Raw genomic sequence first — 26,876 nt, 5'->3', positions numbered from 1 at the left:
TAAAACCCATGCAATTGAAACAGATACATAAGAAAGTGTTGCTGAGTGCGGTCGTGCTTGTTATCGGTGTATTGTCATATACATCGCTTCTTGATGCTTTGTTTCAAAAAAAATTTTTCAAGGAGTTGGATGAAAAAGGAAATATTTATTTTGATGAAGCCATTAAAAGAGCCATTTATACCTTTGCAATTGTCAGGGGCATAAACGGTGTCATTTCTGTGGCTCAGGGTACGGATATTGCGGTTTCTCCGGCAGGGATCGGGGTTCAGCTGGCTGTGGGAGAAGCATTGGACCCGGTGAATGATCTGGTGGAGCGTTTTTCCTGGGTCATGCTGGTCAGTATCACGTCGTTGGGTATCCAAAAAATTCTCATGGAGATGGGAACATGGTTTGGCTTCAAAATTTTACTGTCTTTTTCCATGGTGATCATATTTATTGGAATTTGGATGTCCCGATTTTCAAAAATAAATTTGGTGTCCGCGGGTTATAAACTGATACTTGTGTCCGTGGTAATCCGGTTTTGCATACCGGCAACCGCGATTGTCAGTGAAAAAACATACAATCTTTTTCTGAAAAAAAAATATACCGAATCTGTTCAGTCCCTGGAAGAAGTCAGTCGTGAAATCAAGGACACAAGTCAGGCTCAACAAGATGATAAAAGCAAAGCAGATGATCCGGGTTATCTGGATACCTTGAAAACAATGTATGAAAACACAAAAGAAATTGTTGATATTAAAAAAAAGATATCTTTTCTGAAGGACAAAATATCAAAGTATGCCACATACACCATGAATCTGATTATTGTTTTTCTTCTTCAGACGGTCATCATACCTGTTTTGGTTCTTTATGCACTGATTCGGTTCGTGGGTCATATTTATGGAAAAAATACCATCAGTAATCTCAGCAGCCCGAACATTAGCCACAAGGAATGCTGAAATGAAAACATGAAAACAGGGATTTACCTGAATTCACGTCCTTTTCTATCAAACCTGATACCAGGAGCAACTCATGCCCACCATCTTTGACAATATTGAAAAATTTTTGGAAACTGGTCTGAACAACACCTTGGACAGGGCCAGACGTGCGGATTTCTGCATTGGCTATTTCAATCTTCGGGGCTGGTCAAAGTTATATAAAAACGTCGAAAATCTCCCCGGGGATTATCTCCCTGAAGCATTTGATGATGATCATTTCTATCATTGCCGGGTCCTGATCGGTATGCAGAGGCTTTCTGACGAGCTGCTCCGTGCGCATTTTTCAGAGGATAATGACGGGAACACTTTGGACAATGCAGAAGCATTGAAGTTAAAAAAGCTGCTGGCAAGAAATCTGCGGGAGCAGCTCACCATCGGGATCCCCAACAATCAGGATGAAAAAGCCCTTCGCAGGCTTTCGCAGCAGTTAAAATCAGGCAAAGTCATTGTAAAACTGCATCTCCGTCATCCCCTTCATGCCAAACTGTATCTGATTTATCGGGAAGATTACAACAGCCCGATCATTGGTTTCCTGGGGAGCAGCAATCTGACCCTTGCGGGCGTGTCCAGACAGGGCGAACTCAACACAGATGTTGTTGAGCAGGATGCCGCGATGAAACTGTCCCGATGGTTTCAGGACCGCTGGGAAGATCGCTGGTGCATTGACATCACAAAAGAACTTGCCGAAATCATAGATACCAGCTGGGCTTCGGAAAATCTCATACCGCCGTATCATATTTATTTGAAGATTGCCTACCATTTGTCCAGAGAAGCCCGCGCGGGGATATCGGAATTTAACCTCACTCGTGAGTTCAAACACGCGCTGCTGCCTTATCAGGCCAATGCGGTAAAAGTCGCGGCCCATCATCTCCATAAAAGAGGCGGTGTGATAATCGGCGATGTGGTGGGCCTGGGAAAGACCATTACCGCGGCCGCCCTTGCCAAGGTCTTTGAGGAGGATTTCTTTCTTGAAACCCTGATCATCAGTCCCAAAAACCTTGTGGTCATGTGGGAGGATTATGTGCACAAATATCAGCTCCGGGCAAAGGTGCTGTCCGTCACCCAGGCACAGTCAAAACTCCCTCGCGAAAGGCGGTACCGGCTGGTCATCATAGATGAAAGCCATAACCTGAGAAATCGTCAGGGCAAGCGGTACCGTGCGGTTTATGAATATATCCACCTCAATGACAGCAAGGTGATATTGCTCACTGCCACGCCATACAACAAATCTTATCTTGACCTTTCCAGCCAACTGAGGCTGTTTATGAATGAGGATGAAAATCTGGGAATCCGTCCGGAACGTCTCATTGAAAGCGAGGGGGGCCGTGTTCAGTTTCTGGCAAATCATCAGGTCAGTGAAAACAGCCTTGCCGCGTTTGAAAACAGCCTTTTTTCCGAGGACTGGAACGAGCTTATGCGTTTGTTCCTGGTGAGACGAACCCGCAGTTTCATCAAAGACAATTATACGAAAATTGACGAGCATGACGGCCGGAAATATCTGTTGTTCCCTGATGGCACAACTTCCTATTTTCCGGAGCGTGTTCCCAGAAAAGTGGAATATAATTTTGATCCGGATGATCCGACCGATCAGTATGCAAGGCTTTACTCTGAAACCGTTGTTGATCTCATTGACAGTCTGAACCTTCCCCGCTATGGTCTGGGACAGGATCAGTATCAGTCAAAAAAAACCGAGCTGATTCCCACGGACAAAGAGGTCAGAATCCAAAAAAACCTGGGCAGAGCCGGGGCAAGGCTGAAAGGATTTGCCCGGACCAATCTTTTCAAACGCCTTGAAAGCAGCGGGTACTCGTTTTTGCTGTCTGTGAGCCGGCATATTCTGAGAAATTATCTGTTCCTATATGCCATAGAAAATGACAAACCCTTTCCCGTTGGCAAGCAGGAGGCAGGTCTGATTGATGCGTTTATGTATGCGGATGAGGACACAGAAGAGAAAAATAATATGGACTTGTTGTTTTCCGAGCAGGAATATATGCATCATGCAGAAGCATTTCACATGTATCTTTTTGACAGACAGGCCCAAAAATACGACTGGATCAGAAGCAGCCTTTTTTCTCGGAAACTTAAAAAACATCTTGAGGCAGACAGCCGCGCACTGCTCAGAATACTCAATATCGCAAAAAACTGGAACATCGCGGACGACCGCCAGCTCAACGCACTTTACAAACTTTGTGCTGAAACGCATAAAAATGACAAAGTGCTGATATTCACACAGTTTTCTGATACGGCTCATTACTTGTTCAGCGCATTGAAGGACAGAGGCGTTGACAGGGTGGCATGTGTGACCGGCGACACGGAAAACCCCACGGCTTTTGCTCACCGGTTCAGCCCGGAAAGCAATGAGAAATTCGAGAAAATCCCTGAATCTCAGGAGATACGGGTGCTGATCACCACGGATGTTCTCAGCGAAGGTCAGAATTTGCAGGACGCCCATATTGTCCTGAATTATGATCTTCCGTGGGCCATCATCCGCCTGATTCAGCGGGCAGGCAGAATTGACCGGATCGGTCAGCACTCGCCTGAGATTCTCTGCTATTCGTTTCTGCCGGAAGATGGTATTGAAAACATCATCAACCTCCGGGCAAGACTGCGGCAGCGAATCCGGGAAAATGCCGAGACCATCGGGTCTGATGAAACGTTTTTTGACGGCGATCCCATAAACATAAGGGATTTGTATAATGAAAAAGCAGGGATTTTTGATGATGAGGAAGACATTGAGATTGATCTTGCCTCGTATGCGTATCAGATATGGAAAAATGCAACAGACGCGAATCCGAAACTGAAAAACATGATCCCGGACCTGCCTGATGTTGCTTACGCGGCCAAAAAAGCTGGCAAAGGAACCAGAACCGGGGCTGTGGTTTACACAAGAACTGCGTATGATAATGATATGCTCGCGTGGGTGGATGAGGACAGGAATATTGTCACCCAGTCCCAGTTTGAAATTCTGAAAGCTGTAAAATGTGAGCCAGATGTGCCTGCCCTGCCCAGGTCTGAAAATCATCACAAGCTGGTTGAGTTCGGTGTCAGGCATATCAAAAAAGTGGAGGACAGCATCGGGGGGCAGCTTGGCAGAAAAACCGCGGCACGTTACCGCATGTATATGCGGCTTTCGCAATATGTTGAGAAAAATGCCGATCCTCTGTTTGTCACGGATTCGCTGAAAAAAGCTGTTGAGGATATTTATAAATATCCGCTGCGGGAATATGCCAGGGAAACCCTCAGCCGCCAATTGAAAACAGGCATTTCTGATGAGGCGCTCATAAATCTTGTCATCACCCTGCGCGAAGATGGAAAACTCTGCATCATCAGCAATACAGAGACAAAGAATAAAAATCCCCAGATTGTCTGCTCCATGGGAATAATTGAGAATTGAGAATTAGTTCTCTCGTTTCTCTCGTTCCCACGCTTCGCGTGGGAATGCAGGGCGGACGCTTCGCGTCCTGAATCGGTCCGGCGGACGCTTCGCGTCCCGAATCGGTCCGGCGGCCGGACGCAAATCCGTCCAGCCACGGGACGCGAAGCGTCCCTTCTGCATTCCCACGCGAAGCGTGGGAATGAGATTAACGAGGTTAACGAGGTTAACGAGGTTAAACTGATAAATTGAAAGCTGAAAATTATGAATAAGAAAAAATTCACTCGGTATCTTAATGCGTTTGATTTTAAAAGGCTTTTTAATGAGCTGGGATGGGATCATTTTAATAATTCACTGCCTGTGGCGATGGGAAATGAGGTTTTCGAGCTTGCGGGGGTGGTTGAGAAAAAGGGGTTTGTTGTTCTGTATTGTCCGCCTGAGAGCAATGGCAATGTTCCGTTAAGCCGTGTCCGCAGGCAGATTGAGCATGTTGTCACGAAAACGTATTTTGAGCATCTTATCATTTATACGGATGCTGCCCGGTCCCGACAGGTCTGGCAGCTTGCGCTCAGAGAACAGGGCAAACCCAGACAGGTCCGGGAGGTTTCGTATTATTCTCATCAGGACTGTGAGGGGCTTTTCCAAAGGCTGAAGGGACTTTTGTTCACGCTGGACGAGGAGGAAAGTGTCACCCTTGTGGATGTGAAGGCACGGGTCATGGAGAATTTTGCAAAGAATTCGGAAAAGGTGACTAAAAAATTCTATACTGAGTTCAAGAAACATCACACGGCTTTTCTGCAATCTGTTGAGGGGATTGATGACGCGTTGCCGGATAAGGAGAATAAAAACAAGCAGTGGTATGTGTCTGTGATGTTCAGCCGCCTGATGTTCTGCTATTTTATCCAGAAAAAAGGGTATCTGAATCAGGATGTGAATTATCTTCAGAATAAGCTGAGGGAAACCCGGGAAAAGGCCGGGGAAAATCAGTTTTACAATTTTTACCGGACATTTCTGCTTGAGCTGTTTCATCAGGGGCTTGGCAAGCCCGAGGACAGGCGGGTTGTGTCGGTGGAACTGGGCCGTATTCCTTATCTGAACGGGGGGCTGTTTGATGTGCATGTGCTGGAACTTCTGTTTGATGATATCCAGATCAGAGATGCGGTTTTTGAGCGGGTTTTCAATTTTTTTGATCAATGGAACTGGCTTTTGGATATGCGTGCCGAGGCCAGCGGCAAGGATATCAACCCGGATGTTATCGGATATATTTTTGAGAAATATATTAATGACCGGGCTGCAATGGGCGCGTACTACACCAAAGAGGATATTACGGAATATATTGGCAAAAATTGTATTATCCCCTTTGTTTTTGATGCGGTGAGACGCAGGTATGCAAAACCGTTCAAGCCAGATGGCGAGATATGGCAGATGTTGAAAACCAGCGGGGATGCTTATATTTATGATGCTGTGAAAAAAGGTGTGGAACTGGACCTGCCTGAGAACATTGCTGTGGGGCTGGACACGTCCGCGCCGGATTTGCTGGAACGCCGCAAACACTGGAACACGCCCGCGCCTGAAGCGTATGCCCTGCCCACTGAAATCTGGCGGGAGACGATTGAGCGCAGATCCCGTTATGGGGAAGTGAGGCAGAAGATTGAAAACGGGGAGATCACTGAAATCAATGATTTTATCACTTATAATCTGAATATCCGCCAGTTCACAGCGGATCTGATTGCAAATACGGATGATCCGAAACTTATCAGGGAATTTTATAAGACGGTTGCCGGTTATACGCGTCCGCAAAATACGAACGAGAAAGATCGTCCTCCGCTTTCAATTTTAGACCCCACCTGCGGCTCCGGGGCGTTTCTCTTTGCCGCACTGAATATTCTTGAGCCGATGTATGAGGGCTGTATTGAGCGGATGGAGCAGTTTGCCGAGGAAAGCTCGAAAAAAGATAAGTGTTTTGAAAAGGTGCTGAAGGAGGTCAATGCTGCGGATCATCCGAGCCGGGAGTATTTTATCTGCAAGTCTGTTATTTTGAACAATCTCTATGGCGTGGATATTATGAAGGAGGCGGTGGAAATCGCCAGGCTGAGGCTGTTTCTCAGGATTGTTGCCTCGGTGGATATGAATCCCCGCAAGCCAAATTATGGCCTGGAGCCGCTTCCGGATATTGATTTTAATATTCGGTCCGGAAATACGCTCGTGGGGTTTGCCACGGAAACGGAGCTGATGGAGGCTGTCAGAGACAGAGAGGGGATGTTTGCTCAGGAAAAACTGGAAGAATTCAAGGAAGAGTGCGGGCTGACCAGCAAGGCGTTTGTAAGGTTTAAAGATGCTCAACTCATTGAAGATATGAACAATGAGAGTTTCAAGGCCGCCAAACAGGAAGTGACAAAAAGACTTGGCGCTCTCAATGACAAGCTGAATACCTATCTTGCTTCTGTTTATAATATTGACTCGGAAAAGCAGAAAAGGCAATATGAGAAATGGCTGGCATCTCATCAGCCCTTTCACTGGTTTGCGGAGTTCTACAGCATTGTGGCGGACAGAGGCGGGTTTGATGTGATTATTGGGAATCCGCCGTATGTGGAGTACAAAACGATAAGGAATAAGTACACGGTAAAAAGTTATCTTACTGAAAGCTGTGCCAATTTATATGCGTATTGCTATGAACAATCTGTTAATATATGCAATGAATCTGGAAAAATTGGTCTCATTATACCTGTCGCGTCTGTTTGCACAGATAGGTATTCCAAGCTTCAAAAAATGTGGCAAAGCAACGGTGATGTTATAATAAGTAACTATAATGATCGACCGGGAAAGCTATTTGAAGGCTTAGAGCATATCCGTTTGTCAATAGTCTTATTGCATAAAAAGAAATGTACAGAAGGTATGCTTTACTCTACAAAATATAATAAATGGAATACCGAGGTTCGTTATTGTTTATTTGACTGCTTGTCTTATGAAATTTGTAATGATTTTATTCTGAATGGCTTGATACCCAAAATAGGTAGTAGAGTAGGATCGTCAATTTTGGACAAGGTTATTAAAGAGAAAAAAACATTGCAGCATTATCTTGATCCGCATTCTTCGTCTCTATTATATTATACACGCAAACTAAGTGGTTTTGTTCAAGTCTTAGATTTTATTCCATCAATATTTGATGAGTCAGGAAATAAACGTGAACCATCGGAACTAAAAACACTTTCATTTAATGGCGAAAAATCTCGTGACGCATTCCTTTGTATTTTAAATTCTTCACTTTTTTTCTGGCTATTAACAATTGGATCTGACTGTAGAAATTTAAATAAACGTGAAGTTTTTGGAGTGAAAGTTAATATTTCTAAAACCAATTCACAAACAATTGGCCTGCTTTCAGAGTTTAGGAAAAAATTGATGAATGATTTCAATCATCATTCAAAAGAGATAGAAATGTATTATAAAAAATGGGGCAAATTAAAAATTCAATGTATATATCCAAAATATTCCAAACCCATCATAGACGAAATAGACAAAGTCCTCGCCCAGCACTACGGCTTCACAGAGGAAGAACTCGATTTCATTATCAACTACGATATCAAGTATCGGATGGGGAAGGAGTTGAAATAATAATAATTTCGCTACACGGATTTCGTATAAGAAGCGGATTTTTCAATCCTTTTTTCAGAGCGTGTTTGAGAAGTCCCGTAGGGACGGCATATTTGTAGCATTCATCATACCGGGCCGGCCAAGCCCCGTAGGGGCGGCATATTTGTAGTAGTAATGCGAATATGCCGCCCCCACGGGGCTTGGCGGGGGCTTGCAAACCTGCTGCTACAAATATGCCGCCCCCACGGGGCTGGGCGGGGGCTTGCAAACCTGCTGCTACAAAGATGCCGCCCCCACGGGGCTTGGCGGGGGCTTGCAAACCTGCTGCTACAAATATGCCGCCCCCACGGGGCTGGGCGGGGGCTTGAAAACCTGCTGCTACAAATATGCCGCCCCCACGGGGCTTGGCGGGGGCTTGCAAACCTGCTGCTACAAATATGCCGCCCCCACGGGGCTTGGCGGGGGCTTGCAAATCTGCTGCTACAAATATGCCGCCCCCACGGGGCTTGGCGGGGGCTTGCAAACCTGCTGCTACAAATATGCCGCCCCCACGGGGCTTGGCGGGGGCTTGCAAACCTGCTGCTACAAAGATGCCTCCCCCACGGGGCTTGGCGGGGGCTTGCAAACCTGCTGCTACAAATATGCCGCCCCCACGGGGCTTGGCGGGGGCTTGCAAACCTGCTGCTACAAATATGCCGCCCCCACGGGGCTTGGCGGGGGCTTGCAAACCTGCTGCTACAAATATGCCGCCCCCACGGGGCTTGGCAGGGGCTTGCAAACCTGCTGCTACAAATATGCCGCCCCCACGGGGCTTGGCAGGGGCTTGCAAATCTGCTGCTACAAATATGCCGCCCCCACGGGGCTTGGCGGGGGCTTGAAAACCTGCTGCTACAAATATGCCGCCCCCACGGGGCTTGGCGGGGGCTTGAAAACCTGCTGCTACAAATATGCCGCCCCCACGGGGCTTGGCGGGGGCTTGCAAACCTGCTGCTACAAATATGCCGCCCCCACGGGGCTTGGCGGGGGCTTGCAAACCTGCTGCTACAAATATGCCGCCCCCACGGGGCTTGGCGGGGGCTTGCAAACCTGCTGCTACAAATATGCCGCCCCCACGGGGCTTGGCGGGGGCTTGCAAACCTGCTGCTACAAATATGCCGCCCCCACGGGGCTGGGCGGGGGCTTGCAAATCTGCTGCTACAAATATGCCGCCCCCACGGGGCTTGGCGGGGGCTTGCAAACCTGCTGCTACAAATATGCCGCCCCCACGGGGCTTGGCGGGGGCTTGCAAACCTGCTGCTACAAATATGCCGCCCCCACGGGGCTTGGCGGGGGCTTGCAAACCTGCTGCTACAAATATGCCGCCCCCACGGGGCTTGGCAGGGGCTTGCAAACCTGCTGCTACAAATATGCCGCCCCCACGGGGCTTGGCGGGGGCTTGCAAACCTGCTGCTACAAATATGCCGCCCCCACGGGGCTTGGCGGGGCTTGCAAACCTGCTGCTACAAATATGCCGCCCCCACGGGGCTTGGCGGGGGCTTGCAAATCTGCTGCTCATGCGGATATCCGTCCGTATCTGAAGATGTTTAGAACAACGAAACACTTTAAAAAAGGAAATCGGAGGAGACATGACACCGGATCCATTTAAAAAGACCGTCAAAATTCCTGTGAAAGTAGTAAATGGAGAGTTAAAATTTTTCTACGGCGGGGATTTGCCTAAATTAGAAGACGGCACTGTCGGCGATCTGATTGTTCCCTTTTTTGTGTAACTGATCAAAAAAAGCTGGCGATTCTGGAGAGGGAAGTCAAAAAGCTGTTTTTAGCCGAAAATACTTTTCTGATGGTTCAGATAAGCCCCCGTAATGAAGATGCGAAGAAACTCGGTATCATAAAAAAGCCGCTGTATCTCCGTAAACAGCGCTCCTTTGTCGAAATCTGTTTAAAAGAAGACTTGTATATTAATTTACGCTGTACCAAAGAAGCCGAGCTTTCGGACTGCGAATGTAATATTACTGCTTTAAAAGAGAAAGCCAAAAGCATCAATCATGCCTATGCCCTGATTTCCCGACATTATGAGACCCACCGCAGATCATACGGGGGTAATGTATTTGACAGAGTTTATTACTGAAAAGATGACGTATTAAAACCGCTTAACTATCAGAGAAGTAAGTTTAAATCGCTGTTTGAACAGGAGCTTGTTATCCTGAACCAGCAATGGTATTATAAGGATGACCCGAATTTTTCAGGAGATGTATGGGCATTACTTGAAAACAGGGGTAAAGAAAATATCGTCATTTACTGTATCAATAAGAGTTCGCAGGTTTATGCAGAACATTATTTTGATCAAAGCGAAAAAGGTTCAAACTGGCTTCGGATAAACGAATATAGTGAATACAAGACTAAAGAATCACCGGATAAACTGATTCAGCCGTTTCCACCGTATAAAAAGATAAACGGCGAATCGGTTACGTTCAGCTTTCAGACACTATATGAACGGATAAGAAGAGGATTATAAGAAGGAGATTCTTCAGTCCTTTTCTTATATGACCGGACGATAGGCACAGGAAGATTAAAGAATGACAAAGAAACAGAAAATATTACAAAAGATTCTCTCAGGGGGCAAAAATATTCATTTTTCAGAAGCCGTGGCATGTATTGAATCCTTCGGCTTTCATTTAAACCGTGTCAGCGGCAGTCATCATATATTTATACACCCTGACGTGCCTGAACTGATAAACCTTCAGGATATTAAGGGCAAAACAAAGCCCTACCAGATAAAACAATTTTTACAGATTGTAGAACGCCATAATCTGAGCATGGAGGAAGATATATGAAAGATTACCATATCAACATATTTTACAGTGAGGAAGATGAAGGATATATCGCGGACATACCGGATTTGAAATACTGCTCTGCATTCGGAGAGACACCGGAAGACGCTCTGAAAGAAGTGCTGAGGGCAAAGGCAGCCTGGCTTCAAGCTGCAATCTCAGAAAACAGGCCGATTCCCAAACCCTGTTTCCGTCCGGCAATTTATCAGGCCGCTTAAAAAAAATTATGGCCTTTCATAATCCTGGCAGATTGCCAAATCCGGCAGTAGTAATGCGAACATGCAGCCCCTACGGGGCTGGGCGGGGGCTTGCAAACCTGCTGCTACAAATATGCCGCCCCCACGGGGCTTGGCGAGGGCTTGCAAACCTGCTGCTACAAATATGCCGCCCCCACGGGGCTTGGCGGGGGCTTGAAAACCTGCTGCTACAAAGATGCCGCCCCCACGGGGCTTGGCGGGGGCTTGCAAACCTGCTGCTACAAATATGCCGCCCCCACGGGGCTTGGCGGGGGCTTGCAAACCTGCTGCTACAAATATGCAGCCCCCACGGGGCTGGGCGGGGGCTTGCAAACCTGCTGCTACAAATATGCCGCCCCCACGGGGCTTGGCGAGGGCTTGCAAACCTGCTGCTACAAATATGCCGCCCCCACGGGGCTTGGCGGGGGCTTGAAAACCTGCTGCTACAAAGATGCCGCCCCCACGGGGCTTGGCGGGGGCTTGCAAACCTGCTGCTACAAATATGCCGCCCCCACGGGGCTTGGCGGGGGCTTGCAAACCTGCTGCTACAAATATGCCGCCCCCACGGGGCTGGGCGGGGGCTTGCAAACCTGCTGCTACAAATATGCCGCCCCCACGGGGCTTGGCGGGGGCTTGAAAACCTGCTGCTACAAATATGCCGCCCCCACGGGGCTTGGCGGGGGCTTGCAAACCTGCTGCTACAAATATGCCGCCCCCACGGGGCTGGGCGGGGGCTTGCAAACCTGCTGCTACAAATATGCCGCCCCCACGGGGCTTGGCGGGGGCTTGCAAACCTGCTGCTACAAATATGCCGCCCCCACGGGGCTTGGCGGGGGCTTGAAAACCTGCTGCTACAAATATGCCGCCCCCACGGGGCTTGGCGGGGGCTTGAAAACCTGCTGCTACAAATATGCCGCCCCCACGGGGCTGGGCGGGGGCTTGCAAACCTGCTGCTACAAATATGCCGCCCCCACGGGGCTGGGCGGGGGCTTGCAAACCTGCTGCTACAAATATGCCGCCCCCACGGGGCTTGGCGGGGGCTTGAAAACCTGCTGCTACAAATATGCCGCCCCCACGGGGCTTGGCGGGGGCTTGAAAACCTGCTGCTACAAATATGCCGCCCCCACGGGGCTTGGCGGGGGCTTGCAAACCTGCTGCTACAAATATGCCGCCCCCACGGGGCTTGGCGGGGGCTTGAAAACCTGCTGCTACAAATATGCCGCCCCCACGGGGCTTGGCGGGGGCTTGCAAACCTGCTGCTACAAATATGCCGCCCCCACGGGGCTTGGCGGGGGCTTGCAAACCTGCTGCTACAAATATGCCGCCCCCACGGGGCTTGGCGGGGGCTTGCAAACCTGCTGCTACAAAACACATCATCCCTGTCTCGAAACAGGGCAGTGATGATGAATCCAACTTATGGCTGGCATGTCCTTTCTGTAATCGTCATAAGGGGAATAAAACTGAATCATCGGATCCGGAAGCACATCAGATTGTCCCTCTTTTCAACCCGCGTATTCAGGTATGGTCTCAGCATTTCCGATGGAGTGAGGATGGTATTTGTATTATCGGACGGACACCGACTGGGCGGGCCACAGTTGAGACGCTCTGCCTGAGTTCTGATCCTTTAAAGGTCCGAAGTTACTGGGTGATGGCTGGCTGGCATCCTCCGGATAGTTGAGTAGAAAGCAGCCCGTTTGAAAGCTGCAAATGAAGACTCGTTTAAACACAGGAACACCAATGAAACCCTCTGATTTACATTTTCTCGGAAACAAAGCGATCTTAAATGTTCGTAAAACAGCGTTTCTCTGCTCCCGCAAATGCCCCGCGGAGATGATCGTAAAAGCTTACGACTGGGCCATTGAGCAGCGGAAAAAGGGCAACTGCGTTATGTCATGTTTTCATTCCCAGATAGAAAAGGATGTGTTTCAAATCCTCGCAAAAGGCAAACAGCCCATGATTCTCGCATTGGCCCGGGGCATGAAAAAACGATGGGAACCGGAAATAAAAACAGCTCTGGGACAAAACCGGCTTTTAATCCTTTCCCCTTTTGACGCGTCTGTGAAATGGATAACCTCGGCGCGGGCAGAGATAAGAAACAGACTCATTCTGGAGCTGGCCGATGAAATCCGAATTGCCCATGCAGAAAAGGGCGGGTCCCTGGAGGCATTGCTGCCGCATTTTAAAAACAAGAATGTTATTATCGGTTTTGATTGACGAATCTGACGTGCTTCCGAACTGACAAAGAGACCTCGTGAACCTTCGTGTGTTCGAGGCAAAAAAATCAGCCACAAAGGCACGAAGACACAAAGAGACACAGAGAGACTTCGTGAACCTTCGCACCTTCGTGTCTTCGTGGCAAAAAATCAGCCACAAAGAGACTTCGTGAACCTTCGTGCCTTCGTGTCTTCGTGGCAAAAAATCAGCCACAAAAAGACTTCGTGAACCTTCGCACCTTCGTGTCTTCGTGGCAAAAAATCAGCCACAAAGAGACTTCGTGAACCTTCGTGCCTCCGTGTCTTTGTGGCAAAAAATCAGCCATAAAGAGACTTCGTGAACCTTCGTGCCTTCGTGGCAAAAAAATCAGCCACTTATGATTACTCATATTCTTTACTTTTCAAACACGCTCTAAGAGACTCAGGCATGATAAAATCAAAAAAAAACAGATTTTTTATACGGGAGGCAGAGCCTCGTAACGAGTGCCTGTTGTTTGACCTGAAATCCGTTATCGTTCAGAACGATAACGAACAATTATATGATTTTATTCTGAATTTTTATAGAAAAAATGCCTTTGCCAGTAATGATTAACAATCATTAACAATCATCCCGTAAGAAAAATTTACCGCGGGTTCACGCAGAGAGGAGACTGCTTTTATGATGAATGAACTGACGTTGGGTAACGAAATTGTGACAATTAACAATCATGCCGTAAAAAAGATTTACGGCGGGTTCGGAGACAATCAGCCCTGTATTCTTGCAAAGCAAATTGCGGAACTGCATGAAAGAGAACTCATGCACATTAATGAAGTCATCAATAAAAACCTTGACTGGTTTGACGAAAAAGTTGACATTCTTAACCTGAAATCCGTTATCGTTCAGAACGATAACGACCAATTATATGATTTTCTTCTGAATTTTTATACAAAGAACGCGCTTAACCGCAGTGAATATATTTATCTGTTTTCCCGTCAGGGCTATGCGCTTCTTTGCAAACTCCTTCAAACCCCGCTTGCCAGGCAACTGTACAAGCAGATGGTCAGAGACTATTTCAATATGAAGGAAAAGCTTGAGGCGCGTCATGTCACCGGAGATCAGTTTGATCTGAGCGTGAGAAGATTCAAAGTGGCGATTGAGGCAGCTAATCTGGCAGGAATTACAGATGATCATCAGGCAAGGCTGACAGCGAACCGCATCACAAAGGAGACCACAGGCGTGAATTTTCTGGAGGTTGTCCGCCCCGGTTATCTTTCTGAAGCCCGGATTTCAGCACCTCCTCCGAGTTCGCTGCCTGAGAACCAGAAAAAAGAAAATGACTTTTTTCTTGATTTTGTCAATATGTGGTGGGAAAAATATGGTGAGGACGCGGTTGACTCGCATTATCTGCGTCAGATGATCATTGACAATGATATTTCGTTTGATCTTGGCAAAGGCAGTAAAAAAAGCCAGAAGATCAGACTCAGCAGAACCTTGGGAAAAATGAAACGCCGGCAAGTCGGGGGCTATCACATCACAGAAGCGGGTATCTACAGAAACACCAAGCTTTGGAAACTGAAACCTGCCGGAAAGTGATGTTTTGCCAATCATTGGTGTCCTTCGACAAGCTCAGGAGCCGGCGGAGGCTCAGGGGGCGAGGTTTGTAACTCTGTCCGGGATGTTTTCCGGAGTACTGGCAAAAATCAGGTTCATTAACATTCACAGAGGAAATGTAAAATGAAACGTAAAGCAGCCGCAGATGTCTTTAAGGAACAGAATATCATGCTACGGGAACCTGCCTCTGAAGGTGAATTAGAGGAATTATCTTTTGATATGGATTTGGATTCAGAAGCAGGGAATTTAACAGAAGTGGCCGATAAGGGGGAAAGAGCAGCTTCTTATAAAAAAAAGACTCCTTCTTCGGCTCCTCAGTTCGCGTCCCCGCAAAGTCAGATACCGGGAACCCGACTGAAGACCTCTGAGGAACTCCAACTGGAAAAAGAGCCGATTCGGGTGCGGGAGACAGGACGCTGGTTTTGGAGGCGGATCATTGTTCCGCCAAACGCATATGTGATTCATACACGCATCGGGCATAAAGACCCTGTGACCATCGGACTGGGCACATCTTTCCGTTACAAACCCAATACAGATGCGTATCTGGTCGTACCGGCCGCGATGCAGACCATTGGCGTTGTCGCGAACTGTATTACCAAAGAGAAACAGGGCATCAATGTGCTGGCTTATGTGCAATGGCAGATTGATGATTTTTCCGTGGCCTATCGCAAACTTGACTTTTCTGATAATCGTGATCCGCTGGGGATTGTCAATGCACAATTGGGCGAGCAGGCCGAAGCAGCCATCAAAGATAAAATCGCCACAATGAGTGTGGAGGAGGTCTTAACAGACAAAGCACCGGTTATTGAAGAACTCACCACCCGCCTCAAAGCCGTGACCGAAGGACGCAATCAGCAGACTGAGGGATCAGGGGAAGAGGAGGGACTGGGGATAAAAATCGTCACCGTGCAGATCAGAGAGGCTTTGGTCAGTTCACAACGGCTGTGGCAGGATTTACAGGCCCCTTTTCGTCATCAGCAGGAAAAAGCAGCCCGCACAAGCCATCTTATGATGAAAAGCGAAGTCCGTCAAAAAGAGCTGGAAATCCGTGAGTCAGCCGAAACCCGTGAAGCCGAGGCCATGGCCGCAATTGAACGCATTAAGCAAACTAAGCAGACAGAAGCGTTGGAACTGAAACTCACGGAAGAATCACAGCGTTTTGTCAAGGAACAGGAAACCTTTCAAAAGAAAATTCAGCTTGAGGAACAAACCACTCTGGCAAAACAGGAATCAGAAAAACGAATTGAAGCTTGGACAGCGAAAACATCTCAGGAAACACAGTTGGAAATATTCCGTCTCGACAAGGAGGCTGCTGCCCGGGAAAAAACATTGCAGACTGAAGAGGTCTTACACGCTATGGCCGAAGATACCCGTGTTGCTGTGATGAAGACAACGTCTCAACAGGAGCGTATTGAACGTGAAAAGACCCTTAGAAAGCAGGAAGCGGAATTGAAATTACAGCTTCAGGAACAAGCGAATCAGATACAGACAAAAGCGCTGGAAGCTGTTTTGCTTCGTCGGCAACAGGAAAAACAGGTTCAGTTGGAACTGGAGGAACAAGCCAATCGTGTCAAAACCGCCCAGATGGAAAGGGAAATCAACATCTCCCGATCCAAGCAGGAAATCCATAATCTGATTAATGACCGTGACCTGATGCGCCGCCTTATTAAGAGGCTCCCTGACTTGGCAGCACAACTGCCGGAAATTCATGAACTTAAAGTGCTTCAGACAGGTAACAGCGACATGAATTTTGACTCGTTAGCTGTTTTTGTGGCAAAAATCATGGCAATTGCAGAAAGCCTCGGAATAAGAGGGAAAACCGAGGAATGAGACATAAATCCGGAGTGCAAAAATTTTATTTTTGCATTTGCGAAAAAGCATTTTCGCACTCCGGAGAAATTTGCGAAAAAGTATTTTTCGCACTCCGGATAAAATGGCGAAAAAGCATTTTCGCACTCCGGAAAAATTTGCGAAAAAGTATTTTCGCACTCCGGATAAAATGGCGAAAAAGCATTTTCGCACTCCGGAAAAATTTGCGAAAAAGTATTTTCGCACTCCGGAGAAAATGGCGAAAAAGCATTTTCGCACTCCGGAGAGACTGGCGAAAAAGCATTTTTCGCACTCCGGAAAAATTTGCGAAAAAGCATCGGGCATTGCCCCGGATTTTATAAACACGCCCTTTCAGGGCTTTTACAGGAATGACATCATTGAAAAGTGAAAAGAAAAACATGGCAACAACACATCAGGTTTTATCTAAACTAAAAAAGTCCCTGAGACCTTATTATAACAGAATAAGATACACAGAAAACTATAAAAAGCTGAACAAAGCATGGCTTTATCTTGCCCGTCCCCTGATCTGGCGGTATCATTCCCGCAGTATCAGGAATCTTATCTCACAGGATGTATTCCGAGAGGTAAGGACATTTTGCATATTCATCGGCCATCCGAGGAGCGGCCACACCATCATTGGCAGTCTGCTTGACGCGCACCCGGATATTATTCTTTCGGATGAACTTGACGCACTCAAATATGTTGACGCGGGATTCAGCAGGGAACAGATATTTCATTTTATCCTGAAAAGGTCCCGCTCCCTGACAGGCCGAAAAAAAAGCGGACGTCATGGCAAACAGCACCTCTATCTTGTTCCGGGTCAGTATCAGGGACGATATGAGAAAATCCGGGTCATCGGGGATAAGCGGGGCGGGTCCACAACTGTGAGACTCAGTTCCAAACCAAAACTTTTTCAGCAATTACGAGACACAGCGGAAACAGAGGTTAAGGTGATTCTTGTCACCAGAAATCCTTATGATAACATCACCACCATGTTCCTGCGGGATGACAAACCCCTGACATATATGATTGAGAATTATTTTTCAGCCTGCCACACCATTCATGACATCCGGCAGCGCATACCTGATTCAGATATGTTTTGTGTCAGACACGAAGCCTTTGTTGAGGAGCCTTCAAAGTATCTGCATGATATCTGTCATTTTTTAGGCGTTGAAACCACCGCGGATTACCTGAATGCCTGCGCGGGCATTGTTTATAAATCTCCCGTAAAAAGCCGCCATGAGACAGAATGGCCTCCGCACCTTGTTGACGCTGTAAAAGCCCGGATCGCGCAGTTTGATTTTCTGGAAGGGTATTCTTACGAGAACTGAAGTGGAAAGGAAAAAATAATGAAAAAAGAGATTCAGGGCTTAGGCAAGGCAAAGAAACGCCTGAGACCTTATTACAACAAAGTCAAATATGGAAAAATATATCCGGTGCTGAACATGGCCTGGCTCTGTTACGGCCGGCCCCTGATCCGGCGTTATCATACAAGCCGCATCAGACATCTTATCAAAGAAGACACCTTTCAGGATGTAAAAACATTTTGTATGTTCATGGGACATTCCAGAAGCGGTCACAGTCTTATCTCCGCGCTGCTTGACGCACATCCTGATATTGTGCTTTCAGATGATCTGGATGCCCTTAAATACATTGACGCGGGGTTCGGCAAAACAGATATGTATCATCTTATTCTGGCAAAATCTCATTCCCATGCCCGGGCCGGCCGGATACGAGACGGACGACGGGGCAAAGCGTATTATTCTTATGCTGTCCCTGGTCAGTGGCAGGGGACCTGCCGGAAAATTCAAATCATCGGAGACAAAAAAGGAGGAATGACAGCCAAAAGACTGACAGCCAACCCCGGACTGCTTCAACAACTGCGCCGGACCGTTGACACAAGTGTAAAGCTGATTGTGGTTATCAGAAATCCTTATGACAACATCAGCACAAGATTTTTGCGGCACAATAGGCAAAACACCTTAATGCATTACATTGACAATTATTTCTCTGCCTGCCGGCGAATTAATGATGTCCGGAAATATATTAATCCGTCTGACATCTTGTTTGTCAGGCATGAAGCGTTTATTGAAAATCCTGAGCAAGAACTCACTCAGACCTGCCGCTTCTTAGGCGCGGGCATTTCTGCGGAGTATGCAAAAGCCTGTGCCAGTATTGTTTATAAATCTCCTGTAAAGAGCCGCCATGAAATTCAATGGGAACCCGGGCTTATTGAAATTGTCAGGACACGAATGGCTCGGTTTGACTTTTTGGCAGGCTATTCCTACGAGAATTAACATTCTGAAATGGAAACATGAAACATTTTAAACTTGCTCAGGCGGCTGTAAAAGGCGCGTTATGGAACTATGTCTCATTTGCTTTCAGCAAAGGTCTGATTTTCCTGACCACGGTTATTCTTGCCCGTCTGCTGGTTCCAAAGGATTTTGGCCTGATGGCGCTGGGACTTCTTGTCATCAATTATCTCAGCAACCTGAAAGACCTGGGTATCGGGGAGGCCGTGATTTACCGGCAGAAGCATCCGGAGCGGACAGCCAATGTGGCATTCTGTCTGAATGTGCTGATGGGCCTCCTGCTGACGGTCATTGTTCTCCTGACAGCGCCGCTGATTTCAGTCTTTTTCCAAGAACCCCGGGTCACGCCCATTATCCGAATGCTTTCTGTGGTCTTTGTTATTTCTGCCCTGGGCAGCATTCATGAAGTACGGCTGAGAAAGGAACTGGATTTTCGGCGGCGTGTGATTCCGCAAATCACCCAGCGGTTTGCCAAAGGCACTGTTTCCATAGGATTGGCCGTCACCGGTTTTGGCGTATGGAGTCTGGTCTGCGGACAGATGGCCGGCACATTCACTGCCACGGTGCTGTATTGGATTGTGGGTCAGTGGCGTCCGCGTATCATGTTTGATTTAAACATCGCCCGGTCCCTCATCAGCTACGGAATGCACATTGGCGTGTTCCAGATTCTGCATGTTATCTATAAAAACATAGATTATCTCATCATTGGCCGGCGCATGGACGCGGTACAACTGGGGTTTTACACAATGGCCTTTCAACTGCCGTATCTTGTGATTTACAGTATTCAGTCAGTGGTGGGCCAGGCGATTTTTCCGACTTATACCAAACTTCAGGATGACCAGGACACCTTACGCAAGGCTTTTTTAACCACGCTGCAATATGTTTCCCTTATCAGTGTTCCCGTAGGACTGGGAATGTTTGTTGTGGCTCCGGAATTCGTGGAAGTTTTTTATACAATACGCTGGGCACCGGCCGTTCCGGTGATGCAGGCGTTGTCGCTCTATGCCCTGATAAATTCCCTCAGCGCCAATGCTGACCAGGTTTACAAAGCCACGGGCCGGCCCATGATTGCAAATCAGGTGGGCCTGGTCAAGACGCTGCTGCTTATCCCGGTGCTTTGGATAGCGGCCGGCTACAATATTTTTTATGTCGCGGTGGGACAGTTAATCATATCATTTTTAGCTGCCATTTTGCAATTTGTCATTGCCAGCCGCATGATTGTTATCCGGCCGGGGGCCTTCTGGACAGCCCTCCGACCGGCTGCCACAGGCGCGGCAGTGATGCTCACAGGGCTTTTTCTCCTGCGTTTGCAGATTTCATCATTCGCTCCGGTGATTCGTCTGCTGCTGATGGTGATATGGGGAGCATTGCTGTATGTGTCTGTGCTTTGGCTCACAAACCGGAAACTGTTCGGTCAGACCCTGGCTGTCCTGCGGGGACGGGAGAAAGTCTTATGAGAAATCCTATTCGTGTGGTAATGATCAGTCACGGCTATTATCCGCGTGTTGGCGGCGCAGAACGTCAGCTCGCGGCTTTAACGCCCCTGCTCCGGGACCAGGGCGTGGATGTTCATGTGATCACGAGACGGGATCCGGGTCTGGTAGCGTTTGAGCGGGTTCACGGTATCCCTGTTTACCGTCTCCCCGTACCCGGTCCCAAAGTGACAGCGTCTCTGAGTTTCACCCTGGGCGCATTATATCTGCTGGGCAGGCTGCGCCCTGATATTGTCCACACGCACGGACTGATTTCACCGGCAACCACGGCTCTGGCTGCCAAACATTTGTTTGGCACACCTGTTGTCGCTAAGATTCTGGGGGGCGGCGGCAAAGCCGGTCTGGGTGATATTGAACGGCTCAGACGCGGGGTGTTGGGCAAACAGCGCCTGGAAAAATTTCGGCGGCATTTTGATATGTTTTTGGCAATCACCCGGGAAATTGACACGGAACTGGCGTTGTCAGGTGTTCCTGGTTCCCGTCGCGTTCTCATTCCCAACGGGGTTGATACCACACGCTTCAGCCCCTTGTCCGCTCAGGACAGAGAAGAGCTGAGAAGAGAACTGAATCTGACCGGAACTCCTGTTGTAATCTTTACAGGAAGACTGTCACCTGAAAAACAAATTCCTCATCTCCTGACCCTCTGGCCGGGGGTGCGGCAGATATGTCCCAATGCATTGCTCCTTGTGGCTGGTGACGGGCCTGAACGGGCCGGACTTGAACAAATGGCCGGGCCAGGGGTCAGCTTTCTCGGCAGTGTTGAGGATGTGTCTCCTTATTTGCAGGCTGGGGATATTTTTGTGCTTCCTTCGGCCGCGGAGGGATTATCAAACGCCCTGCTGGAAGCCATGGCCGCGGGACTTCCTGCCATTGCCACGGATGTCGGGGGAGCATCCGATGTCATCACCCACAATGAGAATGGCTGGCTTGTCCCGCCCCATGATATCTCCGCGCTGGAAAATGCCGTCATAACGCTGTCTCGTGATCCTGAATCTCGTGTCAGATTGGGATATCATGCCCGTGAACATATCAGGCGGAATTACGCCTTGCCTATGATTGCCAAACGCCTGCGAAAATTGTATGAGCAAATCTTCGCACAAGCATGAAAACTGGTGTCCGAACAAATAAATTCTGACATTGCCTGTCTAAAAATTTTATTTTTTGCTATTATCAGCAGATCAAAAAGTTTCCGGGATGAGTGCGGGAAATCGGAGAAACCCGGCTTTTTTCCCCCGGAGGAAGTGTATCCCGGTCGTAAAAGCCGGGTTTCTTCGCCCTTCGCTGTGTCCGTCCAGTGTGCGGGAGAGCAGAGAAACCCGGCTTTTTCCCCCGGAGGAAGTGTATCCCGGTCGTAAAAGCCGGGTTTCTTCGCCCTCCGCGGTTTCCGGGCTGCGTGCGGGACAGCGGAGAAACCCGGCTTTTTCCCCGGACGTAGTATTTCACCTGGCGGAAAAGCCGGGTTTCTTCCCCGTCCGCGGTTTCCGGGCTGCGTGCGGGACAGCGGAGAAACCCGGCTTTTTTCCTCGAACGAAATATTCCCCCCGGCCGGAAAAGCCGGATTTCTTCCCCGTCCGCGGTTTCCGGGCTGCGTGCGGGACAGCGGAGAAACCCGGCTTTTTTCCCGGACGAACTATTCCCCGGTCGGAAAAGCCGGGTTTCTTGCCCGTTCGTCCTGTCCTCCGCGGGGGCCTGAAAATTTTTTCTATCTATTGATTATTTTTTGCCCGATGTTGTTCCCCCCTTTCGGCAGGCTCACGGGGTTCCTCACGGCGTTTCCTTCGACAAGCTCAGGGAACGCCGTGAGGAAACCCTGAGCTTGTCGAAGGAACGCAGTACCCTGAGCTTGTCGAAGGGGGGCAACTGACAAATGACGGCTGCCAATTTTTTCTACATTTTTTTAAAAATTTTGAGATAGCTGTAATACAATCCGATCAGAACTGTGGGAATGACAACAAGCAGAAAGGTTAAATTGGATAATAAGATATAGGGCGGCCGGAGAGGCTGCGGAGAGGTGGTCAGCAGGACCAGACAGATTGTGGCAAGAAAATAACATATGCCTGCGTTTTCTATAAAAAAAAGCAGTCTGATATACAAACGTACCTGCCGGAGATATTTTTTGTTATCCACCGGAAGACTTGGAAAAATCTCTCCGGTATAGATTTTTTGCAGTAATTCATATGAGGGAATTTTCAGATTCAGAGCAATAATCGTAAGCGCAATACCTATGGATACAAACCAAAGCAGGGATTCATAGTTTTTGCAGATTAAGCAGTTGGAGAAATTATTGAGAATCCCCTCTGTCCATTTAAAAAAATTGACTTCCATCTGATTTCACCTCGATATTTATCAGCAGCCCTTTGTCCTCCTTCAAAAAGAAAAGGGATAATAGTAAATCGCGTCTCCCTGAACTGACCCAAAAGATATCAAATTAAATGGCAGTCTGCATTTTATTTAACGATTTAAGAAGATTAAAAGATTTTAAATGTTTCTCTGCCGTGTCAACATCTATGTATCGGGTTATCGCCTTTCTTTTTATCTGTTTCGGGTCATCACCGATTGTTATTTTGTGCTTTTTTTCTACTCGCACATGAATATCATCAACAATGATGAAATGCGGATACTGCCTCTCATTTAGGTGAATAACGGATATGGTTCCTGCATCTGCCCAGGACCAAAACATCCTGAAATTATCTTGCTTTTTGGGAGAATCGGGTTTTACAGATCTCGGATTGATCCCGGGTTCGGAAAGAATAATCTCTATTTTCACCCCTCGTTTTTTTGCTGCTTTTAAATCATTAAACACCCTCGGATCAAAATAAATATTCGGCGCAAACGTGGCAGAATGAATTTTTATGGAATAAGCAGCCAAAGAAAAGAGCTTGGAGATAGATTTCACAGTTAATTCAAAATTTTCATTGGGTTCTTCTAACATATCGTAATAAAAAGAATCAATTAACGTAAACACAGATAAAATTGCCAGACACATGGCAATAAAAGTGTAATATCCGTTGATGTTATTAAAAACCACCAATGATCCGCTCATAAAAAAAACAATCAGACCCACTAAAATTTTTGATGACCTGCCCATTTTCTCCTCCTTTCAATTCCTGATGAATTTGTCATAAAATAAATTTGATTTTTTTTGAAAACAGGCTGCTATGATTAACAGACTGCCTGCAAGCCATGATTAACTCATTTCATAAAACAGAGGTATAAATAAATCAATAGGGCAGAAAGAGTATTTGAGGGTGGTGATATGCTACCTTTGAGCATTTTCTTTTTTTAAACTCAATAATCAGGTTTTTGGTGGTGTTCCAAAGCTGGACTTTTTGCAATATTTAAATAATTAATTCAAATGGTTATAATATTTAGCTCTGTTTTTAGAACACTGCCCGGATTTTTTTATCCGATCCGGTCGGACAGAAAAAAAATCTGATTATCGTTTTAAAGATTTAACTGCTTATAATATTTATCTTTTACAAGCATATATATTTTTTGTCATAAAACTGTTCTGCCCTGTAAAACTTGTTCTTTACCACTTGACACACAAACGCCTTTATTCCTATATTGCCTTTCCGCAAAAGGAAATTTTTTATTAACAAGGTTCATTTATAACCAGGGAACGGTGTCAGAACAGCATAATTTTTAAACTGAGCCATCAGCTTTCAGATTCAGCCATCAAGACATCAGATGTCCTTTCCGGCAGGGGAGAAAGCAGCAGTCATGGAAACATGCGCCCGCCAAAAGCTGACTGACAACTGAAAACAGATTGCTCATTTTATTAATCCCAAAACAGCGGAGAAAGATTTCAAATCATTCTCCTCAGAAAAATCACAGAACCCAAATTTTCAATCGGTTTCATATTTCAATTGAAATTGAAACTGACAACGGTGAAACAATAATGAATACAGAACGTGAAAGCATAGAATTTGACATACTTTTCGTGGGCGGAGGCCCTGCAAGCCTTGCCGGTGCCATTAAACTCATGCAGCTCGCGAAAGAGAAAAACACAGAACTTGAAGTCGCGCTTATTGAAAAAGGAGCGGATATCGGGTCCCACGCGTTGAGCGGGGCTGTCCTGAATCCCATTGCATTGAAAGAACTTATCCCGGATTTTATGGAAAAGGGATGCCCCATTGAGGCCACGGTCAGGGAAGATGAATTCTATTTTCTGACCCAAAACAACTCCCGCCGCCTTCCGTTTATTTCCAAATACATGCACAACAAAGGCTTTTATGTGATCAGTCTTTCCCGGTTTACAAAATGGCTTGCCGAAATCGCCGAAGATATGGGCGTCAATATCTTTCCCGGTTTTGCAGGAAAAGAAGTGCTTTATGCTCCGGATCAGAAAACAATTGTCGGTGTCCGAACAGGAGACAAGGGCCTTGGAAAAGATGGAGAGCCTAAGGGGAATTTTGAGCCGGGAATGGATCTTCTTGCAAAGGTCACCGTGTTCGGAGAGGGCGCAAGGGGCAGTCTGACCCAGGAGATTGGGCAAAAACTTGATATTTTTTCCGGTAAAATGCCCCAGGTGTACGAAACAGGCATCAAAGAAGTCATTCAGCTGCCTGAGGACAATTATTTTGCCACAAGTGACGGCAATGATATTCATACGTTTGGTTATCCCCTGGGACTGAACATTCCAGGGGGCGGTTTTATCTATGAAATGACAGAAAATCAGATTGCCCTGGGATTTCTTGTGGGGCTTTCTTATGAGAATCCCATGCTTGATCTTTATGATGAATTCATGAAATTCAAGCAGCATCCGTTTGTAGCGGATATCATCAGAAACGGAAAAGTTCTTGAACAGGGAGCAAGGACAGTTTCTACCGGCGGATATTTTACCATGCCCAGGCTTGCCACCCACGGCGGCATGTTTATCGGTGGCAGTGCGGCCATGCAGAATTCTCCGGCGCTCAAGGGGATTCATGTGTCCATGAAGTCGGGAATGCTTGCCGCGGAAGCGTGCGCCAAGGCCCTTGAAAAAGACAGTTTCACCCGGGAAACCCTTGAGTATTATCCCCAGCTGTTTGAAAAAAGCTGGGCAAGACAAGAAATTTATGAAGGAAGAAATTTTTCCCAGGCCCTTTCAAAAAAAGTGCCTGCTAAGTTTATCCATCTTGGGGCCCAGTATTTTACCAAAGGGAAAGGAATACGCGACCGACTGCCTTCCGAGGAAGATTGCACTACCTTTGAACAGGCCAGGGAAAATCGCGGGCGGACTGATTTTAACAAAAATACTCTTGACGGGGTTTTGTATGTGGATAAACTGACGGGAGTGTATCTGTCCAAAACCATGCACAGGGAAGATCAGCCCCCGCATATCATTGTTCATGATCCGAACCTTTGTGTCAATGCGTGTTATGAAACCTATAAAAACCCTTGTACGAGATTTTGTCCGGGAAATGTATATGAAATTGAGACAGATGAAAAAACATCCCGGCGTCAGCTGAAACTGAATCCGTCCAATTGCCTTCATTGCAAAACCTGTGATATTAAGGATCCTTACAGGAATATTACCTGGACATGCCCGGAAGGAGGGGACGGGCCGGGTTATGCAGTTCTGTGATTTGCTCAGACTTTCATGTTTTGTTGTAACTGGCAGATCACGTCTGTTTAAGAAAAAATTTTGGAAGAAGTACAATGCTTGCCTTGTAAGAAAAAAAGGCATCCTTCGCAGAAGCTGAAAACTGGTTCACACTTTTTCCGGCCTGTGGAACAAGTTGAAAAATTGTTATGCAGTGAGGTGAAAACTGACAAATGAAGGATGCTGTAAGAAAAAAGAGAAATAAACCAAATTTGTAAACACATAAAATAAGGTTCATACATCTTCCGACGCCTTAAAAGTATTATTTTAAAAACGTATAAGATAGCCTGTCTGTTCATAGGCAGGCAGGCTGTCTGCCCGCTGATTTCCTCCGCTGTCTGAAAAAAATTTCTCCAAAAATTTTTCTGACCTTTTTTTATCCAGAGAGATATGTCTTTCTTCGCCTTCATAACTATTAATACAGACTTCAAAAAACGCCGAAGTTGGATTTTTCAGAAGCTGCTCAGACTGACCATGACAAGTCTTGGATTGAAATCTTTAAAAAATATTTTTTTGTTACTTCAGATAGTTCTTTATTTGCAATACAGAAAAGCTTGCTAAAATATGAAAAAAACCATAAATTTTTAAAGCGGAAGAAAGAGCAGGAGTGAGCAGTGGAATTTTCTGAATCTCCGAAGCATTCAGAACATAGAATTTCAGAAAGTTTTTCTGATACCTGACACTTTCTTTTCTGATACCTGACATCTTGTTTTTTATAATTTCCTATAAAAAACAAGATTTGCAGAGATTCCTTTGGTAAGAATTGAGGTTATGATGAACAACCTGCTTTAATCCTTACTAAATCAATCCGTGCAGATGTTACAAATTTTATAATTTCCGATAAAAGA

Annotated in this window: 23 protein-coding genes; 21 read left to right on the top strand and 2 right to left on the bottom strand. The window is 46.8% G+C overall.

The features are described from left to right. Positions 1-8: 8 nt before the first annotated feature. The 20 genes from dnm_RS13590 (at position 9) to dnm_RS13500 (ending at position 21,547) form a co-directional block, all read left to right on the top strand. Positions 9-935, top strand: coding sequence for a hypothetical protein (locus dnm_RS13590; RefSeq protein ID WP_207683177.1), 927 nt, complete (start codon positions 9-11; stop codon positions 933-935). A 73-nt stretch (positions 936-1,008) separates the two neighbouring features. Beyond that, positions 1,009-4,368: a helicase-related protein gene (locus tag dnm_RS13585; protein ID WP_207683176.1), complete on the top strand. Its 3,360-nt coding sequence runs from the start codon at positions 1,009-1,011 to the stop codon at positions 4,366-4,368. Positions 4,369-4,611: 243 nt separating this feature from the next. Continuing rightward, entirely contained in the window at positions 4,612-7,959 is a 3,348-nt protein-coding gene (locus tag dnm_RS13580; RefSeq protein ID WP_207683175.1) for an Eco57I restriction-modification methylase domain-containing protein, read from the top strand. A 190-nt stretch (positions 7,960-8,149) separates the two neighbouring features. Next, positions 8,150-9,583, top strand: a complete 1,434-nt coding sequence (locus tag dnm_RS13575) for a hypothetical protein (RefSeq protein WP_207683174.1) — start codon at positions 8,150-8,152, stop codon at positions 9,581-9,583. Continuing rightward, complete coding sequence (locus dnm_RS13570) at positions 9,564-9,704, top strand: hypothetical protein (protein ID WP_207683173.1); 141 nt, start codon at positions 9,564-9,566, stop codon at positions 9,702-9,704. Before dnm_RS13575 ends, dnm_RS13570 begins: the two co-directional genes overlap by 20 nt. A 71-nt stretch (positions 9,705-9,775) precedes the next feature. Further along, positions 9,776-10,063, top strand: coding sequence for a hypothetical protein (locus dnm_RS13565; protein ID WP_207683172.1), 288 nt, complete (start codon positions 9,776-9,778; stop codon positions 10,061-10,063). Between the two features lie 448 nt (positions 10,064-10,511). Continuing rightward, complete coding sequence (locus tag dnm_RS13560; RefSeq protein ID WP_207683171.1) at positions 10,512-10,769, top strand: type II toxin-antitoxin system HicA family toxin; 258 nt, start codon at positions 10,512-10,514, stop codon at positions 10,767-10,769. Beyond that, positions 10,766-10,984 carry a type II toxin-antitoxin system HicB family antitoxin gene (locus tag dnm_RS13555; protein WP_207683170.1) on the top strand — a complete coding sequence of 73 codons (219 nt, stop codon included), beginning with the start codon at positions 10,766-10,768 and terminating at the stop codon, positions 10,982-10,984. Before dnm_RS13560 ends, dnm_RS13555 begins: the two co-directional genes overlap by 4 nt. A gap of 90 nt (positions 10,985-11,074) precedes the next feature. After that, entirely contained in the window at positions 11,075-12,403 is a 1,329-nt protein-coding gene (locus dnm_RS13550; RefSeq protein ID WP_207683169.1) for a hypothetical protein, read from the top strand. Continuing rightward, entirely contained in the window at positions 12,321-12,680 is a 360-nt protein-coding gene (locus tag dnm_RS31615; RefSeq protein ID WP_353740334.1) for an HNH endonuclease, read from the top strand. The genes dnm_RS13550 and dnm_RS31615 overlap by 83 nt, the downstream gene beginning before the upstream one ends. 59 nt (positions 12,681-12,739) lie before the next feature. After that, positions 12,740-13,216: a DNA-binding protein gene (locus dnm_RS13540; protein WP_207683167.1), complete on the top strand. Its 477-nt coding sequence runs from the start codon at positions 12,740-12,742 to the stop codon at positions 13,214-13,216. A 37-nt stretch (positions 13,217-13,253) separates the two neighbouring features. Continuing rightward, positions 13,254-13,388: a hypothetical protein gene (locus tag dnm_RS31270; RefSeq protein ID WP_276571886.1), complete on the top strand. Its 135-nt coding sequence runs from the start codon at positions 13,254-13,256 to the stop codon at positions 13,386-13,388. A 254-nt stretch (positions 13,389-13,642) separates the two neighbouring features. Further along, positions 13,643-13,807 carry a hypothetical protein gene (locus dnm_RS13535; RefSeq protein WP_207683166.1) on the top strand — a complete coding sequence of 55 codons (165 nt, stop codon included), beginning with the start codon at positions 13,643-13,645 and terminating at the stop codon, positions 13,805-13,807. Between the two features lie 66 nt (positions 13,808-13,873). Then, complete coding sequence (locus dnm_RS13530; RefSeq protein ID WP_207683165.1) at positions 13,874-14,788, top strand: ORF6N domain-containing protein; 915 nt, start codon at positions 13,874-13,876, stop codon at positions 14,786-14,788. A gap of 141 nt (positions 14,789-14,929) precedes the next feature. Further along, positions 14,930-16,636, top strand: a complete 1,707-nt coding sequence (locus dnm_RS13525; protein WP_207683164.1) for an SPFH domain-containing protein — start codon at positions 14,930-14,932, stop codon at positions 16,634-16,636. 70 nt (positions 16,637-16,706) lie between these two features. Continuing rightward, positions 16,707-17,024 carry a hypothetical protein gene (locus dnm_RS13520; protein ID WP_207683163.1) on the top strand — a complete coding sequence of 106 codons (318 nt, stop codon included), beginning with the start codon at positions 16,707-16,709 and terminating at the stop codon, positions 17,022-17,024. Next, positions 17,014-17,967 (top strand): sulfotransferase family protein, encoded by a 954-nt coding sequence (locus dnm_RS13515; protein WP_207683162.1) that lies wholly within the window; start codon positions 17,014-17,016, stop codon positions 17,965-17,967. The genes dnm_RS13520 and dnm_RS13515 overlap by 11 nt, the downstream gene beginning before the upstream one ends. 18 nt (positions 17,968-17,985) lie before the next feature. Then, the gene (locus dnm_RS13510; RefSeq protein ID WP_207683161.1) at positions 17,986-18,933 is read left to right on the top strand and encodes a sulfotransferase; all 948 of its coding nucleotides are present in this window, start codon (positions 17,986-17,988) and stop codon (positions 18,931-18,933) included. A 17-nt stretch (positions 18,934-18,950) separates the two neighbouring features. Further along, positions 18,951-20,405 (top strand): lipopolysaccharide biosynthesis protein, encoded by a 1,455-nt coding sequence (locus dnm_RS13505; protein ID WP_207683160.1) that lies wholly within the window; start codon positions 18,951-18,953, stop codon positions 20,403-20,405. Beyond that, a complete protein-coding gene (locus dnm_RS13500; protein ID WP_207683159.1) occupies positions 20,402-21,547 on the top strand; it encodes a glycosyltransferase family 4 protein in 1,146 nt (381 codons plus the stop codon). The genes dnm_RS13505 and dnm_RS13500 overlap by 4 nt, the downstream gene beginning before the upstream one ends. Positions 21,548-22,328: 781 nt before the next feature. Here the strand turns inward: dnm_RS13500 and dnm_RS13495 are convergent. Next, positions 22,329-22,766 (bottom strand): hypothetical protein, encoded by a 438-nt coding sequence (locus dnm_RS13495; protein ID WP_207683158.1) that lies wholly within the window; start codon positions 22,764-22,766, stop codon positions 22,329-22,331. Between the two features lie 103 nt (positions 22,767-22,869). Further along, on the bottom strand, positions 22,870-23,529 hold the full coding sequence (locus dnm_RS13490; RefSeq protein WP_207683157.1) for a phospholipase D-like domain-containing protein: 660 nt from the start codon (positions 23,527-23,529) through the stop codon (positions 22,870-22,872). Between the two features lie 813 nt (positions 23,530-24,342). Here dnm_RS13490 and dnm_RS13485 point away from each other — a divergent pair. Then, a complete protein-coding gene (locus dnm_RS13485; protein ID WP_207683156.1) occupies positions 24,343-26,010 on the top strand; it encodes an electron transfer flavoprotein-ubiquinone oxidoreductase in 1,668 nt (555 codons plus the stop codon). Positions 26,011-26,876 lie beyond the last annotated feature (866 nt).

Origin of the sequence: Desulfonema magnum (assembly GCF_017377395.1) — a bacterium.
GTDB lineage: Bacteria > Desulfobacterota > Desulfobacteria > Desulfobacterales > 4be13 > Desulfonema_C > Desulfonema_C magnum.
The sequence above is the reverse complement of the archived record's forward strand: the minus strand, read 5'-3'. Positions and strand labels throughout refer to the sequence as shown.